23 protein-coding genes are annotated in these 24,521 nt (G+C 56.0%); 11 read left to right on the plus strand and 12 right to left on the minus strand.

Features of this window, described 5'->3' with window-relative positions:
- Nucleotides 1–32 precede the first annotated feature (32 nt).
- The 3 genes from LEP6406_RS0202690 (at nt 33) to LEP6406_RS0202700 (ending at nt 4,006) form a co-directional block, all read left to right on the plus strand.
- Nucleotides 33–1,190: a nucleotidyltransferase family protein gene (locus LEP6406_RS0202690; protein ID WP_008308177.1), complete on the plus strand. Its 1,158-nt coding sequence runs from the start codon at nt 33–35 to the stop codon at nt 1,188–1,190.
- A 201-nt stretch (nt 1,191–1,391) separates the two neighbouring features.
- Nucleotides 1,392–2,180, plus strand: a complete 789-nt coding sequence (locus LEP6406_RS0202695; RefSeq protein ID WP_008308175.1) for a DUF4058 family protein — start codon at nt 1,392–1,394, stop codon at nt 2,178–2,180.
- A gap of 104 nt (nt 2,181–2,284) precedes the next feature.
- Entirely contained in the window at nt 2,285–4,006 is a 1,722-nt protein-coding gene (locus LEP6406_RS0202700; RefSeq protein WP_008308174.1) for a diflavin flavoprotein, read from the plus strand.
- Nucleotides 4,007–4,133: 127 nt separating this feature from the next.
- Here LEP6406_RS0202700 and LEP6406_RS31845 read toward each other — a convergent pair whose 3' ends face one another.
- The 3 genes from LEP6406_RS31845 to LEP6406_RS0202720 all read right to left on the minus strand — a co-directional run bounded on the left by LEP6406_RS31845 (nt 4,134) and on the right by LEP6406_RS0202720 (nt 6,359).
- Nucleotides 4,134–5,129, minus strand: a complete 996-nt coding sequence (locus LEP6406_RS31845) for an IS1/IS1595 family N-terminal zinc-binding domain-containing protein (RefSeq protein WP_081748042.1) — start codon at nt 5,127–5,129, stop codon at nt 4,134–4,136.
- A gap of 190 nt (nt 5,130–5,319) precedes the next feature.
- A complete protein-coding gene (locus tag LEP6406_RS0202715) occupies nt 5,320–5,931 on the minus strand; it encodes a hypothetical protein (RefSeq protein WP_008310481.1) in 612 nt (203 codons plus the stop codon).
- 2 nt (nt 5,932–5,933) lie between these two features.
- On the minus strand, nt 5,934–6,359 hold the full coding sequence (locus LEP6406_RS0202720) for a peptidylprolyl isomerase (protein WP_008310480.1): 426 nt from the start codon (nt 6,357–6,359) through the stop codon (nt 5,934–5,936).
- Nucleotides 6,360–6,644: 285 nt separating this feature from the next.
- On the opposite strand from LEP6406_RS0202720, the gene LEP6406_RS0202725 reads away from it, so the two are divergent.
- Nucleotides 6,645–7,964: a homoserine dehydrogenase gene (locus LEP6406_RS0202725; RefSeq protein ID WP_027268781.1), complete on the plus strand. Its 1,320-nt coding sequence runs from the start codon at nt 6,645–6,647 to the stop codon at nt 7,962–7,964.
- Between the two features lie 14 nt (nt 7,965–7,978).
- On the plus strand, nt 7,979–8,920 hold the full coding sequence (prmC, locus tag LEP6406_RS0202730; RefSeq protein WP_008310478.1) for a peptide chain release factor N(5)-glutamine methyltransferase: 942 nt from the start codon (nt 7,979–7,981) through the stop codon (nt 8,918–8,920).
- A gap of 11 nt (nt 8,921–8,931) precedes the next feature.
- Here prmC and LEP6406_RS0202735 read toward each other — a convergent pair whose 3' ends face one another.
- The 4 genes from LEP6406_RS0202735 to LEP6406_RS0202750 all read right to left on the minus strand — a co-directional run bounded on the left by LEP6406_RS0202735 (nt 8,932) and on the right by LEP6406_RS0202750 (nt 13,259).
- On the minus strand, nt 8,932–9,408 hold the full coding sequence (locus tag LEP6406_RS0202735) for a hypothetical protein (RefSeq protein WP_008310477.1): 477 nt from the start codon (nt 9,406–9,408) through the stop codon (nt 8,932–8,934).
- A gap of 78 nt (nt 9,409–9,486) precedes the next feature.
- Nucleotides 9,487–10,419 carry a DUF6999 family protein gene (locus LEP6406_RS0202740; RefSeq protein WP_008310476.1) on the minus strand — a complete coding sequence of 311 codons (933 nt, stop codon included), beginning with the start codon at nt 10,417–10,419 and terminating at the stop codon, nt 9,487–9,489.
- Between the two features lie 205 nt (nt 10,420–10,624).
- The gene (locus tag LEP6406_RS0202745; protein WP_008310474.1) at nt 10,625–12,628 is read right to left on the minus strand and encodes a StlD/DarB family beta-ketosynthase; all 2,004 of its coding nucleotides are present in this window, start codon (nt 12,626–12,628) and stop codon (nt 10,625–10,627) included.
- A 118-nt stretch (nt 12,629–12,746) separates the two neighbouring features.
- Nucleotides 12,747–13,259, minus strand: coding sequence for a methyltransferase family protein (locus LEP6406_RS0202750; protein ID WP_008310472.1), 513 nt, complete (start codon nt 13,257–13,259; stop codon nt 12,747–12,749).
- A 91-nt stretch (nt 13,260–13,350) separates the two neighbouring features.
- Between LEP6406_RS0202750 and LEP6406_RS0202755 the strand changes: the two genes are divergently transcribed.
- Nucleotides 13,351–13,983, plus strand: coding sequence for a YraN family protein (locus tag LEP6406_RS0202755; RefSeq protein ID WP_008310471.1), 633 nt, complete (start codon nt 13,351–13,353; stop codon nt 13,981–13,983).
- 21 nt (nt 13,984–14,004) lie between these two features.
- Here LEP6406_RS0202755 and LEP6406_RS0202760 read toward each other — a convergent pair whose 3' ends face one another.
- Nucleotides 14,005–14,589, minus strand: a complete 585-nt coding sequence (locus LEP6406_RS0202760; protein ID WP_008310469.1) for a DUF1997 domain-containing protein — start codon at nt 14,587–14,589, stop codon at nt 14,005–14,007.
- Nucleotides 14,590–14,697: 108 nt separating this feature from the next.
- Here LEP6406_RS0202760 and pheA point away from each other — a divergent pair, with 108 nt between their 5' ends.
- Both pheA and LEP6406_RS0202770 read left to right on the plus strand, forming a co-directional pair.
- Entirely contained in the window at nt 14,698–15,657 is a 960-nt protein-coding gene (gene pheA, locus LEP6406_RS0202765; RefSeq protein ID WP_008310467.1) for a prephenate dehydratase, read from the plus strand.
- A 260-nt stretch (nt 15,658–15,917) separates the two neighbouring features.
- Complete coding sequence (locus LEP6406_RS0202770) at nt 15,918–16,946, plus strand: DUF3179 domain-containing protein (protein ID WP_008310465.1); 1,029 nt, start codon at nt 15,918–15,920, stop codon at nt 16,944–16,946.
- Nucleotides 16,947–17,040: 94 nt separating this feature from the next.
- On the opposite strand, the gene LEP6406_RS0202775 is transcribed toward LEP6406_RS0202770, so the two are convergent.
- The 3 genes from LEP6406_RS0202775 to ribBA all read right to left on the minus strand — a co-directional run bounded on the left by LEP6406_RS0202775 (nt 17,041) and on the right by ribBA (nt 21,513).
- Nucleotides 17,041–18,312: an IS256 family transposase gene (locus tag LEP6406_RS0202775; protein WP_008310463.1), complete on the minus strand. Its 1,272-nt coding sequence runs from the start codon at nt 18,310–18,312 to the stop codon at nt 17,041–17,043.
- A gap of 397 nt (nt 18,313–18,709) precedes the next feature.
- Nucleotides 18,710–19,603 carry a nucleoside monophosphate kinase gene (locus tag LEP6406_RS0202780; RefSeq protein ID WP_008310460.1) on the minus strand — a complete coding sequence of 298 codons (894 nt, stop codon included), beginning with the start codon at nt 19,601–19,603 and terminating at the stop codon, nt 18,710–18,712.
- A gap of 80 nt (nt 19,604–19,683) precedes the next feature.
- Entirely contained in the window at nt 19,684–21,513 is a 1,830-nt protein-coding gene (gene ribBA, locus LEP6406_RS26360; RefSeq protein WP_225886400.1) for a bifunctional 3,4-dihydroxy-2-butanone-4-phosphate synthase/GTP cyclohydrolase II, read from the minus strand.
- A gap of 183 nt (nt 21,514–21,696) precedes the next feature.
- On the opposite strand from ribBA, the gene argC reads away from it, so the two are divergent.
- Entirely contained in the window at nt 21,697–22,770 is a 1,074-nt protein-coding gene (gene argC / locus LEP6406_RS0202790) for an N-acetyl-gamma-glutamyl-phosphate reductase (protein ID WP_008310457.1), read from the plus strand.
- Between the two features lie 341 nt (nt 22,771–23,111).
- On the opposite strand, the gene LEP6406_RS0202795 is transcribed toward argC, so the two are convergent.
- Entirely contained in the window at nt 23,112–23,570 is a 459-nt protein-coding gene (locus LEP6406_RS0202795; RefSeq protein ID WP_008310170.1) for a YidH family protein, read from the minus strand.
- A gap of 52 nt (nt 23,571–23,622) precedes the next feature.
- On the opposite strand from LEP6406_RS0202795, the gene LEP6406_RS0202800 reads away from it, so the two are divergent.
- Nucleotides 23,623–24,027, plus strand: a complete 405-nt coding sequence (locus LEP6406_RS0202800) for a YidH family protein (protein ID WP_008310169.1) — start codon at nt 23,623–23,625, stop codon at nt 24,025–24,027.
- 61 nt (nt 24,028–24,088) lie between these two features.
- The gene (locus tag LEP6406_RS0202805) at nt 24,089–24,340 is read left to right on the plus strand and encodes a hypothetical protein (protein ID WP_008310167.1); all 252 of its coding nucleotides are present in this window, start codon (nt 24,089–24,091) and stop codon (nt 24,338–24,340) included.
- The last annotated feature ends 181 nt before the right edge of the window (nt 24,341–24,521 follow it).

Raw genomic sequence — 24,521 nt, forward strand, 5'->3', positions numbered from 1 at the left:
CATCCACTGACGTGTTAAAGCGAGGACACTCCATGAAAGCCATGATTTTGGCCGCAGGTAAGGGAACTCGGGTTCGTCCCATCACCTATACGACTCCGAAACCGATGATTCCCATCCTGCAAAAACCCGTTATGGAGTTCTTGCTGGAGCTGTTGCGGCAACATGGGTTTGACCAAATCATGGTGAACGTCAGCCACCTAGCCAACGAGATTGAAGGCTACTTCCGGGATGGTCAACGGTTTGGAGTGGAACTGGCCTACTCCTTTGAGGGGCACATTGTTGATGGGGAACTGGTGGGTAAGGCCCGAGGCTCGGCGGGGGGAATGCGGAAGATTCAGGACTTCTATCCCTTTTTCGACGATACCTTTGTGGTGCTTTGTGGCGATGCCCTGATCGACCTAGATTTAACCGAGGCAGTTCGCCAGCACAAGGAAAAAGGTGCCATCGCCACTATTGTCATGAAGTCTGTGCCCATTAAGCAGGTGCCCAGCTACGGGGTGGTGGTCACAGACAGTGATGGTCGGGTGAAATCCTTTCAGGAAAAGCCCAAGGTCGAAGAAGCCCTCAGCACCGACATCAACACGGGGATCTACGTCTTTGAGCCGGAGATCTTTGACTACATTCCCTCCGGTCAAGAATTTGACATCGGCGGCGACCTGTTTCCCAAGCTGGTGGAAGCGGGGGCTCCCTTCTACGGCATTTCCATGGACTTTGAATGGGTGGATATCGGCAAGGTGCCCGACTACTGGCAGGCGATTCAGGATGTCCTCACAGGCAAGGTGAATCTGGTCACGATCCCCGGCTACGAAGTCCAACCCGGTGTGTTTGTGGGCATGAATGTCAAGGCCAATTGGGACAAGATCAATATCCAAGGCCCGGTTTACATCGGTGGCATGACGGAAATTGAGGATGGAGCCACCATTCTTGGTCCCAGCATGATTGGCCCCAACTGTTCCATTTGCAGTAATGCCATCGTCGATCGCAGTGTCATTTTTGAATATTCCCGCATCGGCTCCGGCGTCCGCCTAGTGGACAAGCTGGTGTTTGGCCGCTACTGCGTTGATAAAACCGGGGCCTCTATTGATATGCAGGCAGCAGCCCTCAACTGGCTCATCACTGACACCCGCCAAGCCTTCCCTGACCCACCCCCCATCGAGCACCATGAGATTGCCGAACTCCTGAGCCAGTAACAATCCCACCCCACCTTCCGTTTAGCCTAGGGACTCGCAGGAAAATAACGTACCCGCTCCGCTGATCGGTCTTTCTCCCTTCGGGAGAAAACCTGGCCACTGGGTACACGATTAACCCGCAGATCCCCTAGGGGGAACCAAGGCTTTGAGGGGCCTTCTGGATAGGCTCTAAGCTAGAGACAGTCATCGAGGTAGGCTGCCATGGCATCGCCCTTCCCTGGGATGAATCCCTATCTGGAAAATCCTGAGATCTGGCCAGAGGTTCACAGTCGTCTGATCGTCGCGATCGCAGATGCCCTCAACCCCCAGATCCTGCCCAAATATCGGGCCGCGATCGAGCAGCGGATCTACACCATAGAGAACTCAGAAGATAGCTCAGAGGCATTACTGGTGGGCATCCCCGATGTCACCGTGGCGGTACGTCCTACCCCGACGACCCCGCCCGTGGCGGTGTTGGCTCCCCCGGCTACGCCCATCCAGGTGCGGGTACCGATGCCTCTGGAGATTCGAGAAAGCTATCTCCAGGTGCGAGATCGGGCCACAGGAGATGTGGTGACGGTGGTGGAAGTACTCTCCCCCAGCAACAAGCGACCTGGACCAGGTCGCACAGCCTATATCGAAAAGCGGCGGCAGGTGCTGGCGAGTGCGACTCATTTGGTAGAACTGGATCTTCTTCGCCACGGCGAACCCATGGCGTTGCAGTCTGGTCACGTCAGCAGCCACTACCGCATCCTCGTCAGCCGGGGGGATCAGCGTCCCCAGGCCGATCTCTATGCCTTCAACCTTCCCCAGCCCCTGCCTAGCTTTCCCCTGCCCCTGAAGGGGGATGATCCGGAACCCCTGGTGAAGGGGCAGGCGCTGCTGAATCAGGTCTATGACCGAGCTGGATATGGGGTCGTGATTGACTACGATTCCATGCCTGTGCCTCCACTGTCGGAGGCGGATTGGGCCTGGGTGCGATCCTGGTGGCGGGCAAACAAGGCACAATAGACAAAGATTAAGAAGACAAAGATTAAGAAACGTTGCTATTGCTCCCGTGTGACGGCAGCACGATTAGCAATCATTTGTTTTCACCATTTTTTTAGGAGGCTCCGATGGTCGCAGCCGCACCCACGGTTCAAAAACGCTTAACGATTCAGGTGGAGGATATCGCTCCCACAACCACCACCATCCGTTCCCTGGATTGGGATCGCGATCGCTTTGACATTGAGTTTGGGCTGCAAAACGGCACCACCTACAACTCCTTCATCATTCGTGGTGAAAAGGTCGCCTTGGTGGACACCTCCCACGCCAAGTTTCGCCAGCTTTATCTAGATGCCCTGACGGGACAGATTGATCCCGCCACTATTGACTACATCGTCATCAGCCATACGGAACCGGATCACAGTGGGTTGGTGGCCGATGTGTTGGCCCTGGCTCCCCAGGCAACTGTTGTGGGAGCAAAAGTTGCGATCGCATTTCTCGAAGATCTGGTCCACCGCCCCTTCGAGCGCATCCAAGTCAAAAACGGTGACACTCTGGATCTGGGCAAAGGCCATCGGCTGGAATTCATCAGTGCCCCCAACCTGCACTGGCCCGACACCATCTTCACCTACGACCACCAGAGCCAGATTCTCTTCACCTGCGACGCCTTTGGGATGCACTTTTGCAGTGAGGCCACCTACGACGAAAACCTAGAGGTCATCGCCCCCGACTTTCGCTTTTACTACGAATGTCTGATGGCTCCCAATGCCCGCTCGGTCCTGTCCGCCATGAAGCGCATGGATGCCCTACCGGAGGTGAGAACCGTGGCCACGGGCCACGGTCCCCTACTGCGCCACAATGTCACGGAACTGACCGGGCGCTATCGCCGCTGGAGCCAAGAAAAGAGCCAGTCGGAAACCCTGGTCGCATTGTTCTATATGTCGGACTATGGCTATAGCGATCGCCTCTCCCAAGCCATTGCCCACGGCATCACCAAAACCGACATCACCGTCGAGATGATGGACCTGCGTTCCGCCGACCCCCAGGAGGTGAACGAACTGGTGGGGCGAGCCACTGGGTTGGTGATTGGGATGCCGCCCTCCCAGGGTAATCCCACCGCTCAGGCCGCCATTGGCACCATTCTGGCGGCGGTAAAGGACAAGCAAACCGTGGGCCTGTTTGAGTCCTACGGGGGGGATGATGAACCCATCGATACCCTGGCCACCCGGTTCCAAGACTTGGAATTGCGCGCTGCCTTTACCCCCATTCGCATCAAAGACACCCCCCACGAAACCACCTACCAACTCTGCGAAGAAGCGGGGGTAGATCTGGGACAACTCCTGAGCCAGTCCAAAAAGCTGAAGAAAATTAAGGCCCTCGACGCTGACCTGCAAAAGGCATTGGGGCGTCTCAGCAGCGGCCTCTACATCATCACCGCCAAGAAGGGGGAACTCACTGGAGCCATGGTGGCCTCCTGGGTGGCTCAAGCCAGTTTCCAACCCCTAGGATTCACCGTATCAGTGGCGAAAGATCGGGCCATTGAGTCTCTCATGCAGGTGGGGGATCGGTTTGTCCTCAACGTTCTGGAAGAGGGGAACTACAGCGATCTGATGAAGCACTTCCTAAAGCGCTTCCCCCCTGGAGCCGACCGCTTTGCCGGGGTCCGTACCCGTCCTGCCACCAATGGCTCTCCCCTGCTGGGGGACGCCTTGGCCTACCTGGAGTGCATCGTCACCAGTCGCATGGAGGTTAGCGATCACTGGGTAGTGTACTGCACGGTCCAGGACGGCAAGGTGTCGGATCCCGATGCCGTCACCGCCATTCATCACCGGAAGGTTGGTACTTATTATTGATGGGTAGGTGATGGGGTGTTGGGAATTTTGAATGGAATGTCTCGTAGGGGCGGGTTTAGCCGGATTGGGTGGGTGATTCAGGAATGGGCTGGCAAAACCCGCCCTGCCCCGTACCGGCACTGTCCTGTTAAGGGGTGATCCATTCAAATCCTCTGGATAAGAGGATCTCAGAGATTTTCAGTGGGCGCTGAATGAATCCCATTGCCATTGCTGGTGTTCTGGCTTTGCCTAAACTCCAATGGGGCCGCACCCAGTTGTGAATCAGGCGCTGTACATTTAAAGCCCGCTGCAATCCTTCTAACTGCTTAGCGTAGTGGTTCTGACGTCTTCGATAGGCCGTTGCTCGACGCCTCAAGGCACTGTTAAAGGCTTCAAGGTGATTGGCATGAACCTCTGCTATGGAACTCATCGCTGTCCAGGGATGCTCCACTTGGAGCCACTCCACCCGGGCCTTGCCTTGAGAGCCTTTGATCTTGATGGCCACTTCTAAACCTTCACGCCAGACCTTCTGATAGGGATATGCCTCTGAGGTCAGGTGGCTCGGTAGATAGACGCTGGCCAGTTTCCACAATTCCTTGCCATAGCGCCGCTCGCCATCGGTAAACCATCGAATCCAAGCACTGGACACAGCCCACTGCCAGGCCCGCTCCACCCCCTGCTCAAACAACTGAGCCGCCTTGAGTCCCGCACTGGCTTCTAGCCAGTAACGACTCTCTCGCTCAATGAAGCTGATCGTCCAGCCTTCTGAGGCTTCGGGGGGAAGGTTCTCTCCCACCCGGGTATAGAGTTCATCGCCCTCTATGGTGACTTCTCCGCCCTCAGGTGCAGGGGGAGACCAGGCGGGCAGATGAGATGATAAGCGCTCTTCCCAAGCGCTAATACTGCTCGGGGATGTCCCCACGACCCTAGCGGCGGCTCTGATGCCAAGACCTTCGCCTCTGGCATTCAGGGCCATCTCTACCGTGGCTGCTGGCGTTCGTAGGCGGGCCATCGGGGTACCGCTACGTTCATTGAAGCGACGGCCACACGTCTTACAGAGGTAGCGTTGCACGACTTGATCGCTCTTCAAGGTTTTGCTACCGTTCTTGACGACCTCTTCACTCTGGCAATAAATACAGTGCATTGGGCTTAAGGCTTGCTGCATCTACAGTCTAGCTCTCACCCCCTAAGCTGACAGTGCCCCCGTACCGGGTAATCCAGTCCTTTCGTTTTGAATTTTGAATTGATCCCGTAGGGGCGCGGTTTCCGCGCCCAATGCAGGGTGAAACGAAGTGCAACCCACGGATTCTGGCTTAAGCATCACTCAGGTCGTTTCAGACAAAGGGGGTGCCCCAAAAGCGCCAGTTTTCCTTGTTGAAGGGGGATCGCCATTTGTAGATCAGGGCTGACTCTAGAGCTTGGCGGGCCTGACGATCTTCTGGGGCATGGGGCCAAAAGCCGATATTCACCTGCACCGGCAGGTCGTGTTGGCGGTGGATAGCGACATAGTTCAGGATGTAGCGCTTGCAGTCGTGGGTGCCCTTCCAGCGCTGGTTGGCCTTGATAGTTTCCCCCACGTACAGCAGCAGGGGAATTTCATGGTCCACTACGAAATATAGGGCGGCATTGCCCGCGTCGCTGAACTGCTCGCGCCAAAATTCGGCATTGCGCTGGGGCAAGTCAAAGGGTGCGATGGTCAGGGACCGGCCCAAAGGGGCCATCGCATCTACTGGACTAGCGGCGGGAGCAGGGTCAAACAGCGACCCCTGGGTCGGGGGTTGGGCCACCGACACCGTGGTTTGGAAGGTGTGAATCCGCTGTTTCCACCCCTGCAACTCCGCCGGGGTAAAGGGACTCTGCTGAGGAGTCTGGTTGTAGGCCCAGGACACCTCAGCGGCCCGCAGATCCGCCCCGGAGAGCAGAGAGGGTTGGTACTCGGCAGTCACGGTTAGGCGTCGGCTTCAATCTTGACGGACACAATCTTGTCTCCCTGGCGCAGAGCATTCACCACGTCCATATCCTGGGTTTGACCAAAGACCGTATGGACGCCATCCAAATGGCGCTGGGGAGAATGGCAGATAAAAAACTGACTGCCCCCGGTATCCCGTCCCGCGTGGGCCATGGATAGGGTGCCCGCCACATGCTTGTTGGCGTTGATCTCGCACTTGATCTTGTAGCCCGGACCGCCTGTGCCATTGCCCTGAGGACAGCCCCCCTGAACCATGAAGTTGGGGATGACCCGGTGAAAGTTGAGGCCGTCGTAAAAGCCATCTTGGGACAGCTTGACAAAGTTGGCCACGGTGTTGGGAGCATCCTGGTCAAACAATTCCAGGGTGATGGTGCCCTTATCCGTTTCCATAATGGCGCGGGTCATAGTCTCTCCTTGTACTTTGGCTTGATGATATAACGCTTCGCCAACCCCAGGCTTAGAACAATGACACCTCATTGCCTATTCCCCCTCAGAATTTCCGCTCAAAAATTGCCCCCTGGGTTAGACAAAGGCGTCGCTCTGGCGGATTCTTGCTGTAGCCTCTGGCTTTGACCCCTGATTCAGATCCGGGCCAGGACTTTCTCTAGAACTGTCTCAAGCGTACCGAGAACGTTTGCCGTCTTCAGAAGCTCCTACAATTGGGAGCTAGACGTACTCGGTAACAGAAACGTGGCAGTTAAGGTTGGCCTGCTAGGGCTTGGAACGGTGGGGACAGGGACGGCGCAGATTTTGCTGGATCCGGCGGAGCGGCATCCGCTGGTGAAGGAAATTGCGATCGCGCGGGTGGGAGTGCGATCGCTGGACAAGCCCCGAGCAGTGGAATTTCCCCCTGACTGCCTCACCACGGACTTGGAGGCCATCGTCACCGATCCTGACATTGCCATTGTGGTGGAACTGCTGGGGGGACTAGAGCCAGCGCGATCGCTAATTCTCAAAGCCATCCACCAGGGTAAACACGTTGTCACCGCCAACAAGGCCGTGATTGCCCGCTATGGGGACGAGATTTTCACCGCCGCCAACAAAGCGGGCGTGTACGTGATGCTAGAGGCGGCGGTGGGGGGCGGCATTCCAGTCATTCAACCCCTGAAGCAAGCCCTAGGGGTGAATCGCATCCATGGGGTGACGGGCATTGTCAATGGCACCACCAACTACATCCTGACGCGGATGCAACAGGAGGGGGGCGATTTTGAGGCGATCTTGGCGGACGCCCAGCGGTTGGGCTATGCCGAGGCAGACCCGTCAGCGGATGTGGATGGACTGGACGCTGCCGACAAGATTGCCATTCTGGCTTCCCTGGCCTTTGGGGGCCGGATTAAACTATCCGAGGTCTACAGCGAAGGGATTCGCCACGTTACAGCGGCGGATATCGCCTATGCCGAACGGCTGGGGTTTGTGATCAAGCTACTTGCGATCGCGCGCCGGGACACCTGCCCCATCTCCAATGAAGTGCTAGATCAACTCCAGCTCCGCGTCCACCCCACTCTGGTACCCAAGCACCATCCCCTAGCCAGCGTCAACGACGTGTACAACGCCATTCTGGTGGAAGGGGAACCCATCGGTCAGGTGATGTTCTTCGGGCCAGGGGCAGGGGCTGGCCCCACCGCCAGCGCGGTGGTTTCCGACATCATCAATATTGCCGCCACCTTGCAGTCTCAGCAGGGCAGCACTGCTACGCCCTCCGCCAATCCTCTCTTGGCCTGTAGCCACCAGCACTACTGCAAAGTCAGCCCCATGGCAGATATCGTCAGCCGCTTCTACGTGCGGTTGCTGGCGAAGGATCAGCCGGGAGTCATTGGTCGAGTGGGCCTCTGCTTTGGCAACCACGAGGTCAGCATCGAGTCTGTGGTGCAGATCGATATGCGGGGAGATGTGGCGGAAATTGTGGTGGTCACCCACGAGGTGCGGGAGGCCAATATTCAATCCGCCCTGGATGAACTGCGGAGCTACCCCGATATTCAATCGGTTCCCAGTGTCCTACGGGTGCTGTAGCCAGGACGGTGTCAATGGCTTCCTTGCCTTCCGAATCTTCCGACCCTACCCGCCGCAGTGTTGCCGGTAGAGACCTTTGGGCATGGCGACAGCGGGCCTGCGAGTCTGCCCAAGCCCATGGCATTGACGATGCCGAGGTGGACTGGCTACTCCAACAGATCTACCCTGTAGACCGTCTGGCGCTACGCCTAGGGACTCTGGCAACCCAGGGAGAGGTTCCCGCTAAACTCTCCTTGGCAGAATTGGAGCAGCGCTGGCAGCGGCGGCTCCAGGATCGGGTGCCGATCCAATACCTTGTGGGCCAAACCCCTTGGCGAGACTTTACCCTGCGGGTTTCGCCAGCGGTGTTGATTCCTCGCCCCGAGACGGAATTAATCATTGACTATCTGGTGGCGGCGGTGGATCTGAGTCCCCATGCAGAGGTGCTGCGGCGGGGTGTCTGGGCCGATCTGGGGACGGGCAGCGGCGCGATCGCAATCGGCCTTGCCGCAGTTTTTCCGGAAGCCCTGATCGTCGCCATCGACATCAGCCCCGAGGCGTTGAAGGTGGCCCAAGCCAATGTTGCTCTGAACGGCTTCAGCGATCGCATTCTCCTGCGTCAGGGTACCTGGTTTGAACCGTTGGAACGGTTAGCCATGGCGGGCCAATTGGTGGGGGTGGTGGCCAATCCCCCTTACATCCCCTCGGCGATGCTCCCCACGCTGCAACCAGAAGTGGCGCACCATGAACCCGCGATCGCGCTAGATGGCGGCGAAGACGGCCTCGCCAGTCTCCGCCATCTCGTCACCCACGCCCCCCAGTTCCTTCAGTCCGGGGGACTCTGGGCCGTGGAACTCATGGCAGGCCAAGCCCCCGCCGTAGCAACCGCCCTGGCCCAAAATGGCCACTATGACCCAATCCAGACCCAGCGGGATCTGGCGGGGATCGACCGTTTTGTCCTGGCCCAGAGACGTTAGAGGGTGATGGATTAGGATTTCAGCGCTTCGTCGAGCACCTGACGGGCTGCTTCTGCCTGCGATCGCGCTTCCCGGAACTTGAGATTGCTCTGGGCGAAATTCTTGAGGCTCTTGAAGCCATCCTTGAGGCTGGCGATCTGCTCTTCCGTAATGGGCTCATCAGTAAAGAGGAGATCCACCAATTCCCGCACCTCTAGGGCTTCCCCGCGAGACTCCTGGGTTTTGACCTTCAGCGTAGCCAGATGACTGAGCACCTGCACCGCTTCCACAACGGCGTCTTCCTTTTCCTTGAGATCGGGGGTAGATTCGGGTTCTTTCACTTCAATAAATTGGTGGGGGCCAAAACCATCGGCAAGGTTTGTAGGCAACTTGCCATCATCCATCAGTTCCACAAGCTGATCCATCGCTTTTTCTCGCGCCTTACGGGAATCTTTGCCTGATACCGCCAGAATCACTTCTGGGCTCTGGGCTAGGGTGTACTGAACCATGTCATTGGTGCATTTGAACTAGCTTGATTCTAGAGTGGATTGAAGCAAATAAATCATGATCGCCCGAAATGTAACACATCATCCTTGTCCCGGAGACCTGCGATGCTGTCCAGGGTTAGCTAATTCCCCCACTCGCCTCTCGCCCACGGCCTCCTGTGTCAATTCCAAATATCGATGCAGATACTCCGTTGTGATCCCGTGGAGCAGCAGTGCCCGCGCTGCCCCAAAGGGACTGGTGGGGGCTAGGGGATGACGATTGGTGATTAGGTGATTCCAGCGGTAGTCGTTGATCACGGCGCTGACATAGCAGCCAAAGTTTTCGTCGAACTGGAGAGACAGCACTGCCCGCTCAAATTCCTGGTTTGTCAACAGCAGCGAATAGAACACCTTGAACAGCTCGATGGCGGATTCCAGATCTAGGATGCGATGCCAGCGAGGGGTGAAGTCGATGTTGATCTCCACCGGGCGAACGCTATCGAAGGTGACACCTCTCTGGTGCACCGCGTCAATCCAATGGGGATTGGCGGTCTGGGCCTGGTGATAGTCGTAGACAAAGTTGTAGAGAATTAGGTCATGCTCTAAAAATGCGTTATCCGCCAGATCTGCCTCAGTTTTGGGATACAGACCGGATTTGGGGATGGTGGGGTCGGGGCCATTGTCGATCAGAAAGTTGACGATATTGGACCCTAGGCCCAGATGACGCACGATCAGGTAGCAGGCTTCGGGACGCACCCAGGTTTTGAGAAACCAGGCGGCGGCTTGGTGCATGAGCCAGTAGCCCTTGAACTCAAAGGGCAACAGCCGCTTGACCACTAGGATGATTGCCAGCAGTAGGTTCGCCACCATGCGGATGGGGTTGAGTAGGTAAACCCGACTCCAACTGCGGAGGTCGCGAATCATGTGGGCCTTAGCTACGGGGTCTACGGGGATCGCTTGATCCAGATACAGCACGTCCCAACCATTGGGATCGCGGCGATTGTAGGGATGGAGTTTGAGGGGGGAGGGGGTCATGGGGAGTGGGGGTGTTGGGGTATTGGGGTATTGGGGTATTGGGGTATTGGGGTATTGGGGTAGGGAGTATTGGGGTAGGGGCTTCGCGTCCTCCGTAGGGGCAATCCCTTGTGGTTGCCCTGTCGCCGGGTGATTCGTATTGATCTATCAACACCTGCCCTGTGGAGGACGACCCGTGATGGACTGTTAGGGTATTTGGGGGCAATTAGCGGACCTCTTCGAGCTGTAGGAGGTAGAGGCGGGCGGTAACTTGGGCGGTTTTGAGAATACGGGCCGCGATCGCGGGGGTCATCCAGTCAGCATTCAAGATGGCTTCAATTTTGCCGATGTGGGCCTCGTCGTTGTCGCTGTGGTAGGCCAGGAAGGAGACTTGATCTCGCCGTAGGTTCAGGGTCCGCTGGATCTGTTCTGCCCATTGACCGGCGAGGCGGTTGCCTAAGCCTTCGATGATGAACATACTGCCGACGAGGTCGATGGGGTTAGGTTGGGAGGCTTGGTGAAAGATAAAGGCGGAGAGGGCTTCGCTGCCAATGTTCTTCTCGGCGTTGGTGATGTCCGCTAGGGCACCGCCGACGGACACATAATTGCGCTCCAGCATTTGGAAATCTCGGTGTTCATCCTGGGCGTGGCCGATGAACAGCGATCGCATTTCAAACTCCATCATGTTGGAGGCGGCGCGGGCGATCCAGCGGGCTCCTTCAACGACTTGGGGCCGTAGGTTTCGCAGCAGGGCTTGGTAGTCTTTTAGGGTAAATTCGCTGCGATTCAGCCGCCGCACTAGGGGGACGCCCTGCAATCGCCGCTCAAAATCTAGCCAGGTCAACATCAGTTGCCGCAGGAGTTCCGGCCCAATTTCTGGGGCATCTGAGAGGGCAGCGGGGTTGGGGGGCTCCATCGATTCCCTGGCCGGGGGCTCTGCACCCTTGGGCGCAGCGCTTGGCGCTGGGGGGAGGTGTGGATCCTGAATCATTGCGGGGGCGGAGGACTGGATTGTCGGACTTGACGCTTCCCTAGCCTGATGCCCCCGGCCCTCTACCACCCGTAGCATCATGTAGGCGGTAGTGAAGCGGCCACTTTCGGGGATAAAGCAAAAGATCGTTTGTCCTGGTTCTAATTTGCCCGAGTTGAACAGTTCCTCCAACATCAGGTAAATCGAAGCACAGCCTGTATTGCCTCGGGTATAGAGATTGGTGAACCATTTTTCCTCGGGAATCATGCAGTTGGCCTTCTCCAACAACTCCACAATCTGACTGCGAAAGAAGTGGGAGGAGTAGTGGCACAGCAGCCAGTCCACTTGGTCGGGTTGCACCCGGCCTTGGTCAATCAGGCGCAGCCAGCCTTCGACGCCGAGCTTGATCACCTTGTCTAGGAGACGAATGTTTTGGCGTAGATGGGTGGCCCCAGCTTGGGCGGCCTGTAGGGTACTGGGGTAGTCCATCCAACTCTTTTCCCCCTGGCCATCGGTGGTTCCTGCGTACATACAGAGGGGGTGGGTGCTGGCGTGGGACACCAGCTCGATCCACTCCACCTTGAGGCTCAGACCCTGGGGCTGGGGGCGATCGCGCACCACCATGGCTCCGGCTCCATCGGAGAGCATCCAGCGCAAAAATTCTGTGTCAAAGGGTAGGGCTTGCCCCGCTTGGATTTCGGGTTGGGCTTCAAATTGGCGATGCTTGAACAGGCGCGAGGCCAGTTCCGAGGCGACGGTAACGGCGCATTGCTTTTCTCCCCGCGCCACTTGGGCGGTGGCATATTTCAGGGCAGCCACTCCGGCGCAGCAAACCCCTTGGTGGGAGGTGGCTTCCAAGGGGGGCAGTTCTGTCAAGGTGCCGTGGACCATGCTGGCAAAACCAGGGACTAGGAGATCGGGCCAAGTGGTGGCAGCGCAGAGTAGATCAACTTGGGCCGGATCGAGGGCGCTTTGGGTCAGGGCATCGCGAACTGCGATCGCGGCCATCTGGTGATTCAGATGGGTGGTGTGCTGATGGCGATCAAGGGCGTAGTGGCGTTGGCGAATGCCGTTGCTGGCTAGGATGCGCCGCCGCACCTTGGAGGGCTTGCCATTGATGCAGCCTAGGTAGGTTTCCATCTCATCGTTGGCAATGGGGGCACCGGGCAGACATTTACCGAGATGGGTGATGTAGGCACTGGACATGGGACACCATTGGGGTTGGAGCAGGTGGGTTGGAGCAGGGGCAGTCAGGCCCATGGCTCCGACAGTAACTCTGGGCTCGGAACCTGTGCCAGTATGGTGTGACAATTCCCGTGATGGTCTTTGACCGGCCAAAGGCCATCGCACCCATCTGCCTGATTGGGATTGATTGGGATTAATACAGCCAGGGAATCAGCTTTTTCACCCGGTGGCGATAGTCTTCATAGTCGGGATAACGCGCCATCAGCCAGATTTCCTCCTGACGAGCCTTGGCATCCAGCAGCACAAACAGCGCCAGGGTCACCATAAAGTGGGACAGGCTTAGGGTCCAAAAACTGTAGGCAGCGGTGCCCAGAATTAAGCCGCTATAGAGGCAGTGGCGCACCAGGCTATAGACTCCGGTTTGCACCAGTTCGCCATCCTCACGGGGATAGGGCAACGGCGTTAGACTCGGACCTAAATCTACCAACCCCTTGCCCAATAACAGCAGGGCCAACAGGGCTAGTCCAACTGCGATCGCACGGGTACCCAACCGGGTCCAGATCGGCAAACTGTCCAGAATCGCTGGTTGCCACAGCGGTACGAGGCCAAACCCCACCAGCAGGACGGCCTGCCCCAGCACCCAATATTCCCCCCGTTCCCCCTTCCAACTGGCTTTAGAAAAGCCCCAGTCCTGCCAGAGTCCCATTGTCATTCCTCACGAATTACATCAAAAGAGATTGGGTGAAAAGCCCAACCCCTCTATTGATTAGTATGGGTTCAGGAACTGTGAATCGAAAATGACAACGCCAGTCACCCTCGAAGATATCTATGACCTCTTCCGCACTTCCCAGGCGGAGGCGGATCGCCGTTTTGCAGAGGCAGATCGCCAGACTGCGGAACTTAGGGCAGCCGAGGAACGGCGTTCGGCAGAGGCGGATCGTCGGGCAGCAGAGGCAGATCGCCGTTTGGAAAAATTAGAGCGCATCGCTGCCCACACCAGTCGCGAGGTGGCGGGGTTGACGAGCCGCTGGGGCCAGTTTGTAGAAAACCTGGTGGAACCTGCGGTGGTGAAACTGTTCCAGGCGCGGGGCATTGAGGTGCAGGAAACGGCCCGTCGGATTAAGTCTCAGCGTCCAGGGGCGCAGATGGAAATTGACATCATTGCGGTGAATGGGGATGTTGCAGTTGCCATTGAAGTAAAATCTCGCCTCTCCCGACGGGATGTGGATGATGTGTTGGAGAAAATGGGCCGTTTTCGACTGGCCTTTCCCCACTACAGCGCCTATCAACTCTATGGTGCGGTGGCGGGAATTGAGATCGATGCAGGGGTAGACCGCTATGCCTATCAACGGGGCTTGTTTGTGATCCGGCAGAGTGGGGAAACCGTTGCGATCGCAAATGATGCCACCTTTCGACCAGCCGTGTGGTGAAGGTTTTCTTGCCCAGTTTGTCTACTGAGGGGTCTGGGGGGAAATGCGGCCTAGGGTGGGGGGAACCGTGGGTTCCACCGACTGCTCTGCACTCCACCGGATGTAATCCGTCGCCAGTTGCCGCATCAAGCGCTGCTTCATGGTTAGCAGGCTACCCCGCAGCAGTTGGTTTCCCGTAGTTTCTAGCAACGATCGTGGGGTCAGGGCCAAAATTGGCGGCAGGTCCACCGTAATCTTGAGGTCGGCGCGTCCGGTGAGATGGGTCTGGTCAGCTTGGGGATAGGGGTGGAGATAGCCCACCAGCTTCAGGTCAAACCGTTGATCGACAAAGGTATTGCCCCGGATCTCGCAGCCTACGGATTGGAGGTGCAGTCGCCCGTTGTCCCCCACCTGAATGACAAGATCCACTACGGGCTGAATCCGTAATGTAAAAAACTGCAAGGCCCGCAGGTGCAGCCGAAATACGTCATTACCCAACTCCGTCACTTGAGAAGGACTAATCAGGGCAGATACCAAGCGTCGGGGCTGACGCAGATAGTGTTGGATGGGAACGGGCTGCCGAGCCACGACTAAGGTAACGGACTGGGAGGCATGGAGGTGGAGCATGGCAAATTCAGCCCAGGGACAATGGAGAGCTAGCCGTAGTTTGCGGAAGTCTGTACAAGTCTGTCTAACAGGTTAACACCTCGTAATAGATCTTAATGGATCTCTCAGATGGAACGGGTCTTGGAACTAGAGGCGTCTGCGAAACCTGCGGGGGGTATGGTAAGGAAACTGAATCCGATCCACCGTTATTCCGGCGCAACTATGGCCTTGTCCCTTGCCTTCCTCGGTCCCCAGGGCACCTATTCCGAACAGGCGGCCTTAGCCTATAGCCAACGGCTGCGCAATGGCCCCTTTGGGCCGGTCTCTGACCATCGTGGTGAGTCCGGGGTAGAGCTGAAGGCGTTTCCCAGTATTCTGCAGGCGATTCAGGCCGTCTTTACGGAGGAAACAGACCTGGCAATTGTGCCAGTGGAGAACTCGATTGAGGGCAGTGTGGCGGTTACCCTAGATGCCCTGTGGCAATGGCCCACCCTCCGCATCCAGGAAGCCTTGGTGCTGCCCATCGCTAATACATTGATTACCCATGCCACTAACTTGGCGGCGGTCAAAACCCTCTATTCCCATCCCCAGCCTCTAGGGCAGTGCCAACAGTGGATTAAAACCCACTGCCCCCAAGCGGTTTTAGTGCCCACTCGCTCTACGGCGGAGGCGCTGGGGTATCTAGCGGAGGACCGGACGGCTGCTGCGATCGCATCTCAGCGGGCGGCGCAGATCTACGATCTGCCAATCTTGGCCTGGGAGATCAATGATCAGGTAGACAACTGCACCAAGTTTTTGATCCTGGGCCACCACGCCTCAGATCAGGGTACCTATACATCCCTAGCCTTTAGTCTGTCAGCCAATGAGCCGGGAGCCCTGTTGAAGCCGCTGCAACTTCTGGCAGATGCACCCATCAACCTGAGTCGAATTGAGTCGCGCCCGACAAAGCGATCCCTGGGAGAATATCTGTTTTTTCTAGAACTGGAGGCTCCTGTGGCATCCCCCGTTACCCAAGTAGCCCTAGCGCAATTGCAGCACTGCACGGAAACCCTTCGGGTTTTCGGCAGCTACGATGTCTTGCCGATTTGATGCTTATTGGCAAAGTCAATTGGCCTCAAAGGGGTGCCCTAATCGGGCTGGTGACTGCCATATCCTAGATCCATCCAAAATATTCCCTAGGCAGGACGTGTATCTTGTGTCTTGTCAGACTCAGGGTTTTCTAATGTGGCTTTAACTTGCATCTCCTCTGAAGCTATTAGCCTGAATTTAGTTGGCAACATAAAATTTTGCTTTAACTGTGATCTGGACAAGATTAGTTAGTGAAATCATGTCGAAAGAGGTGAGATGTCATGACTTTGAAAAGATTTTTGATTGGGACGTTGTCAGCATCTACAGTTGCCATTCTTCTTATTAGTTCTGCCATTGTCCAAGCTGGGGGCTGGTCAAACTTTAAACTGCAATATTATGCTTTGACCCGGATTTTTAATGATCAAGGTCAGGAATTAGATGACCTACGAGAGCAAAATCTAAATCCAGAAGACGTTACTCGTATTGATTTAGATCAATTGCTCGATGGAGGCCCTCCTAAAGATGGTATTCCTAGCATTGATCAGCCAAAATTTGACACGGCTACAACCACCCCATTTCATGCGGATGATTTAGTCGTAGGGATGGTGATAAATGGTGAGGCAAAGGCATATCCCTTTAATATTCTAAACTGGCATGAAATTGTCAATGATACAGTCGGAGGCATCAATGTAACGGTATCCTACTGTCCCCTTTGCGATACTATCGTAGCCTTTCAGCGAGGCGAGACTACTTTTGGTGTTTCTGGTAAGTTATACCAAAGTTGCTTAGTGATGTATGACCGAGCAGACGATACTTTGTACGCCCAGCCTTGGGCAATCGGGGTAGTGGGGCCAGCCGTAAATCATGCCCTAGAGCGGGTACCCGCAGTCAAAACGACCCTGGGAGAATGGTTGGCTCAACATCCTGATAGTCAAGTCCTCTCTAACCAGACTGGACATGTGCGCAATTATGAAGACTACCCCTACGGAACCTACTATACCGATGAGCAAATCATCTTTCCGGTGCGCAACCAAGATCAACGGCAGCTACATCCCAAGGACATTGTAAGTTATGTCTGGCAAGTGGATGATCAAGCCCCCCATGATCGTTTTTCCGGAGATAGTCAGCTCTTCGTTCACGAAGAGTTAAGACAAGTGGGTAGTCTTACGGTTGAATTGGCAGGACGAACCATCCAGGCTCGTTGGGATCAGAACTTATCCACAGTTGTTGTGGAGGAACTAGACGGGACTGAGATTCCCAGTACAACCGCTTTTGCCTTTGTCTACCCGGCATTTTATGGGACGCTATAAGTAGCCGGGACTAATCAAACGTCACACCCGCCGCTGATTTTCTCCCAAAGGGATAAAATCCGAGATATAGTCAAATCTGGTGTATGGCAGGAAATCAAGCGGCGTCCTGCTGTGGGGTTAAATCAGTCTTGTCATCGGCTCGACAGCCATCTTTGAATGGGACTCCTTCAATCACATCAGCGAGGTATTTGAAGCCTCGAATTCTGAGCCAGCTTTTCTGAGCACTCTCGACCAGCTTGAACACCAGGGCCAGGATGGTGTCCTTGGAAACACAGCCTCGGGTCTTATCGGTTCTGAGGCGCACGGTGGCAAAGGTAGACTCAATGGGATTGGTGGTGCGAATATGCGCCCAATGCTCAGCGGGGAAATCGAAGAAGGTGAGCAGGACATCTCGGTCTTTGAGCAGACAGGTGACGGCTTCTGGATACTTGGCCTGGTAGGTCTTGCTAAAGCGGTCTAAGGCCTGATTCGCCTCTGTTTTAGACTCAGCTCGATAAATCTCCCAAATCGCTCGTTTGGCCTCCGGTTGCTGACGCTTCGGTAATTTGTTGAGCACGTTAGCCGTCTTATGCACCCAGCAGCGTTGTATCTGGGTGGTTGGAAACACTTGAGGTAGCGCTTTCCAGAAGCCTAAGGCTCCGTCACCGATGGCCAATTCAGGAGCCTGCGAGAGCCCTTGGTCCTTAAGGCGCAACAACAGTGATGTCCAACTCAATTCAGACTCCCGATAGCCCGCATCGAGGCCCAGGAGTTCTTTGTGGCCGTTATCGGTGACCCCGATGATGACCAGAATGCACTGCCGTTCATCGGCACGAATGTTGAAATAAATGCCATCGGCCCAAATATAGACGTAGCGCTGCTGTCGTAATGACCGCTGCTGCCAGTCGTGGTGCTCGTCACTCCACTTCGCCTTCAACCGGCTAATCGTGGCGGGAGAGACCCCTTTGGCCTCACTCCCTAACAACGCGCTCAGAGCCTCGCTAAAGTCGCCCGTTGACACCCCTTTGAGATACAGCCATGGCAGCAGTTCCTCCACGCTGCGGGCACGTTTCAGGTACGGTGGCAGCAACTGGGAGGTGAACTTTATCCCACTGCCACTGCGGTCTCGCACTTTCGGCACTTGAATTTCCACCTCGCCTACTCCAGTCGTAATCGTCCGTTCGGGCAAGTAGCCGTTGCGCACCACCACCTGCCGTCCTTGCTCATCTCGACGGTCTTGGTACTGCCCTAAAAACTCTTGCAGTTCTGCCTCCACCGCCTGGGCGATGATCTGCCGGGCTCCTCGTCGAATCAGATCGCTCAGCGCATCGCTGAAGGTCTCCGTTGTCTGGGGCGTGGGTAATGAAATAAGATTGTCGCTATTCATGGTGTATTCCTTCTCTGGTGCTTGGTTTCATCCAGCAGGATACGCCCTTCCTCCTTTTCCCTCCATACACCAGAAATGAGCATAGCTCATAAAATCCATCTACAAGATAATTGAGCCTACCTACCTACTTAGTGACAGTCTGGAGGTCACATTTAAATGAGAATTCAGCCATATAGCGGTTTTCCCTCGGGTTAAGGACTGGCAAGGGGCTTAAGCCCCTTGTTCGCCGAAGTGTCATTAAGTTGAGGTGTCCCTCATACATTAGGGAACCGCCCTATCGCGATCCTGCATGAGCTTTGAGCAAGCGTTTTGTTCCGTGGGTTACGCTTCGCCTCACCCACGCTACGAAGATCTTCAAAAATAAAATGGGATTGCTATAGAGAAGAAGGCTCTCACTTTACCTTGCCAGCAAGCGAGTTGCCGCAGCGCTGTATTCTTGGTAAGACTTGACGCCCGTTAGGGTCTCTATCCGTTCACCGTCTTTAAAAAACATCACTGCTGGTATTCCCTTTAGCTCAAATCGCTTGGTGATCTGTCGGTTGGTATCAAAGTCGATTTTCATCACGGTGACCTGATTCCCGTAAGTCTCGGCTAGGCGATCAATCATTGGTGTAACTTGTTTGCAAGAGCCACACCATGAAGCCATACAATCGACGACCAGCCGTGATTCATGGGCTAAGAGGGCATCGAGTTCTGCTTCATCGTTAATCAATTTAGCCGCCCCCGTGTTCTCTTGACCCATCTGAGCTAATTCATGGGCGACTTCAGCAAACGACAGACTGGCGTTGACAGTGGCCAGTTTTGATTGCTCTCGATAATACGCCAGTAAAGGTGCAGTCTCTTCCTCATGGAGAGCCAAACGATTACGAATGCTAGAGAGGGATTCAGCTTGACCTTTCTCAGTGGAGAGTCGGTTAATCAACAGCCCTGTCATCGCCTTTAGATAAACCACCGTTACTGCTGATTGCCCCATCGCGAGGCACCACTCATCAAATGCCTGAGCCTGAGTCAAGGTGCGCGGAAATCCATCCAAAACCCAGCCCTTGAGGATGGTATCTGGTTGCTCAAATCGCTTCCGGATTAGCTTCATCACCCATTCATCGGGCACTAAGTTCCCTGTTTCCAGGTAGGGACGGCACTCGATGCCGATGGCGGTTTCTTTTTCAATAGCCTCACGACAAAGATCCCCTACAGAAATATGGGGAATATGCCAGCGTTTAGCTAGGGCATTTGCTTGGGCTTTAACCCCCACACCAGGAGGTCCTAAAAGGATAAACTGCTTGGTTTTCATGGGATTTTAATACTCTAAGAGCATTCCATCTGAAAAATTATTCTGTGGTGCTCCAAAAAGAAGGTGATCAGGGGTCTGGCTTACACGTCCGAAGATCGGGTGAGGACGTAGATGCGTTGGGTTTCTAGGCGGGTCATTAGGTCAGAGGGGCGGGTCACGCCGGACTGAGTGGGGGGCACTAAGGGAATTATCTCCCGATCTAGGCGGACCTGAAGTCGGGTGATGGGATCGCTGCCGGCAGAGACTAGAAACTCTAGTTGGCTCAAGTCTGGCCAGTCGCTGAGGTCATCTAGCAAAGGTGCGATCGCGCCTATAGCGGGATGCTCGGGTTGGGTGTACCAATCGGGTTCTACTGCCTGGAGCCGATCCATCCCGATTTGCACTATCAACGTGCCCCGCCCAAAGAGGGCTACCGCCACCGATCTTGCCTCTTCCTGGGCTAGGAGTTGGTGGCTGCGGGCCATCATGCGGATTTTTTCCAAGCGATCGTGCCGCTGCTGTGCCGTTAGGGGGGGGCCGGTCCAGTGGAGGGCAGCGGTGACTAAGTGGGTTTGCAACAGTAAATGCCCCAATTTCTCGGCCTTGGTTTCCAGGTAATGAGAGTTGTAGGCGGTGGCTTCAATAATTAGCGGTACCCGATCCACCATGTCCAGACCGTAGCCCTTGAGGCCAGCAATCTTGCGGGGATTATTGGTGATCAGACAAAATTGCTGCACCCCAATATCGTTGAGAATTTGGGCTCCAATGCCGTAGTTACGCTGGTCTACGGGTAAGCCCAGCTTTTCATTAGCCTCTACCGTATCTAGGCCCCGATCCTGGAGAGAATAGGCTTTGAGCTTGTTTACCAGACCAATGCCTCGCCCTTCCTGACGTAGGTACACGACTACCCCCCGCCCCGCCGAGGCGATCATCTTCAGTGCTGCCTGGAGTTGCATTCGACAGTCACAGCGGAGGGAGCCGAAGGCATCGCCGGTCAAACATTCCGAATGCACCCGTACCATTACGGGTTTGTCGCCAAAGGTGGCGGGATCCCCCTTGACGAGGGCTACATGCTCGGACCCATCCAGCAGGTTGCGGTAGGCATAGATTTGAAACTCCCCATACTGGGTGGGTAGCTCTGCCACCGCCTCCCGTTTCACAAAGCGCTCGTGTTCTAGACGGTAGCTGATCAAGTCAGCAATGCTGATCAGCTTCAACCCATGCTGGCGGGCATAGTCCACCAGTTCTGGCAGCCGTGCCATGGAGCCGTCGGGGTTTTGAATTTCACAGATGACGCCGGAGGGGTATAGCCCCGCCAACCGGGCTAGATCGACAGCGGCCTCGGTGTGGCCCGCTCGCTTCAGCACGCCCCCTTCCTTGGCCCGTAGGGGAAAAATATGGCCCGGTCGCCGCAGATCTTCGGGGCGAGCCTCGGGATTTAGAGCTATCTGGATAGTGCGGGCACGATCTTCAGCGGAGATGCCGGTGGTGACGCCCCAGCGCAGGGCTGCGTCAATGCTGACGGTGAAGGCGGTTTGCTCGTTTTCATCTTCAAAGGACCGCTGGGTCACCATTAGGGGTAGGTCTAGCTCGTCTAGACGATCTCCCGTCATGGCTAGACAGATTAGCCCCCGTGCTTCCACCGCCATAAAGTTGATCAGATCTGGGGTGGCAAATTGGGCGGCGCAGATCACGTCTCCTTCGTTTTCCCGGTTTTCGTCATCCACGACGACAATGGCCCGCCCCGCCGCCAAATCCAACAGGGCCGATTCGATGGTGTCAAATTTGCAGGTGTCGAAGTCGTCGAAGTCACAGAGGAAGGGATCTCCCGTCCTTTCTGGTGCTGTACCCTCTATTGCTGCGCTATTGCCTATGTTCTGATGGGATATGTTCTGATGGGAACTTTTCCTCTGGGTCTCGGTATCGTCCACGGCCCTATCCTGCATTGCTCTCCATGACGATTGTAATGTGGTGGCTAAACGCGGCGGGTCAATGGTGGAGTTTAGTATTACAATGCTGCCTTTAGAACCTGGGCTGAAGTGGGCCTGTGACCCGTGGGTTGATCTGCTGGTGCATCCCGCAGACATCTTTAAGAGCAGTCATTTTGTGGAATTATGGGTGAGTCAAGACGGATCCGGACGGGCATTATTGGCGCGTCTGGCTATGGTGGCATTCAATTAGTACGTTTGCTGAATGAGCACCCCCAGGTCCAGATCACCTATTTGGGGGGAAACAGCAGTGCAGGGCGGCCCTATACCGATATCTATCCCCATCTGACTGGCGCGGATCCCCATGGGGAGATGGCGCTGACAGTGGAAGCGGTGGATGTGGATGCGATCGCGGATCGCTGTGACGCAGTATTTTTGTCCCTGCCCAATGGTTTGGCTTGTACCCTTGCCCCCACACTCCTGGTGAAGGGGTGCAAGGTACTGGATCTATCCGCCGACTATCGCTTTAGCAATCTGGAAACCTACAGCACTTGGTACGGTGAATCCCGCAGTGATAGCGGAACCAATGCCCAGGCGGTGTACGGTCTGCCGGAGCTCTACCGCGATCGCATCCGTACCAGTAACTTGGTCGGTTGCCCCGGCTGCTACCCCACCGCTAGCCTCCTCGCCCTCGCCCCCCTTTTGAAGCAGGGGCTGGCCCAGCCCGACAGCCTGATCATCGACGCTAAATCCGGTGTCTCCGGCGGCGGACGCCAGCGCAAGGAACATCTGTTGCTGGCGGAGGCGGACAATTCTGTAGGGGCCTACGGCGTTGCCAAGCACCGCCATACCCCAGAAATTGAACAGGTTTGCTCCGATCTTGCCCGTAATGAGGTGCTGGTCCAGTTCACCCCCCACCTAATCCCCATGGTGCGGGGCATTTTGGCCACGGTCTACGCCAACCTTCGGGATCCCGGTTTGGTGCGCGATGATCTCAACACGATTTACACCGCCTTTTATCGTCATTCTCCCTGGGTAACGGTGCTGCCCAACGGCACCTATCCCCAAACTAAATGGGCTTGGGGCACCAATCGTTGCTACCTATCGGTGGAGGTGGATGCCCGCACCGGGCGAGTGATTGTCATGGCCGCCATCGACAATTTAATGAAGGGCCAAGCGGGGCAGGCGGTGCAATGCTTTAATCTGATGCACGGGTTAGACGAGCAACTGGGGCTGCCCCGGATTAGTTTTTATCCCTAGTACACCTAGGCTGAAATAGGCTTACTATTCTGTCGCACCAGCCCAACATTTTCTGATTCCCTCTCCCCGTGGGCTACTGTGTATACATAAGTCTTCGGTTGAGTCTTGTTTAGGGTTTGATCCCCCCAACCCCCCTTTTCAAGGGGGGCAGTCCTATCCAGAATTGGAGTAGCCCCCTTGAAAAGGGGGCGGCGATCGCGGGGGATTCGCCAAAATGTGACTGCTCAGAGAGATGTGTGTACACAGTAGCCCCGTGGGAGAGGGCTAGGGTGAGGGGCCGAGGTGTGCCCCGATGAACGGTCAGAGTACTTACGCCGCACAGTCCTAGGGAGTTGCGATGGTCAGAGACCGGCCCAAAGGGCCATCGCACTGAGGAGTAGGACTGCTGCAAGGACGCAAACTCCTAGGATGATAATGACGACAATGGTCAGGCGATTTAACCACTGCACCCTTGACAAGGGAGGAGAGGTTCCAGCGAGGGCTGCCATTGTCAGACGATATTGGCCCATGGCGATCAACAGCAGGAGAACCCCCGTGGCAATAAAGGCCAAGCTCAGTTCCCGCTCAACCGTAGGAAATAGATGCCAGGACAAGCTGGGTGCGCTAGCCCTAAAGGGCTGGTTTAGCCCCTGCGGGGCCGCTACGTTAAGGACCGTCGCACCCAATAGAGGTTCCAAGGCAAGACCAAACAGCATCAGCGCCAAACAGTTCTGCATCCAAGCTAGAAGGGTGCGCTCTGCGGCCCTCTGATTCCGCGCTTTCGCCAATTCTGTTTGAGTCGATATTGCCACGGACCGCATGGGCTTTCTCCAGGGCATACCCTGGGTGTAGGTTTCAACAGTTGCACAGCCCATGATATCTCCCCAGTCTGATCCCCCCACCCCCGCCGTTGAACTGGCCAAGGAACGCAATCGAGCAGCGGAAGAACGGACGTTGATGGCCTGGATCCGCACCTGTTTGGCCTTGATTAGTTTTGGCTTTGGCATCGAGCGGATTTTGACGGTGTTGCACCAGAGTGCTGGTGATCCCCCCATGCCGCTACGCCTCTCTCGCATCCTGGGGCTATCCTTTGTCGTCTTGGGGACTGGGGCCATGGTGGCGGCGACAGTGGATTGCCAGCGGCAACTGCATCGCATTCGCCACAATGATTTGAGCTACAATCCCCGACGATCTCCCTCCCTTGTTGTGGCTTGGGTTCTGGTGGTCTTGGGGATAGTGGCCTTTGTGGGCATTGTCCTGAGTCCTCTGGGTCGCTAAGGCGCTGTAAACTGGTGCCACAATCCACATTCGCATGGGACGCTGAGGTGTCAACGGGGTTATGGGCGATCGCATTTTGAGGGGACTAAACTGGCTCCTCGTGGCCAACTTATTTTTTGTCTTGCTGAGCTTTGCTTGGTTTGCCGCCTCCGTTGTGGGGCGCAGCTTCCACGTCGATTTGGGGCTAGACCTCTGGTACAGTCTTTGGACTCCGCTGTTTCAGCCCTCCATTGGACTGTTGATGGCAGGTGCGATCGCGGTCGGCGTCCTACGCTGGCTCTCCAACAAACTCGCCACCCTGCGCCAAGACTAGGGCAGGGCGGGTTTTGAGCCTCCCAGCCCGGATTACCCGACAAATACGAGCCAAACCCGCCCCTACGGCGACATCCTGCATTGGGCGTGGAAACCCTGCCCACACCCCATCACGGGTCACCCGCCACAAGGGCAACCATCCTATGCCCTCCGGGCAGGCTCCGCCCTAGCGTGAGCCATGC

The sequence above is a fragment of the Leptolyngbya sp. PCC 6406 genome, from assembly GCF_000332095.2.
Lineage (GTDB): Bacteria > Cyanobacteriota > Cyanobacteriia > Phormidesmidales > Phormidesmidaceae > PCC-6406.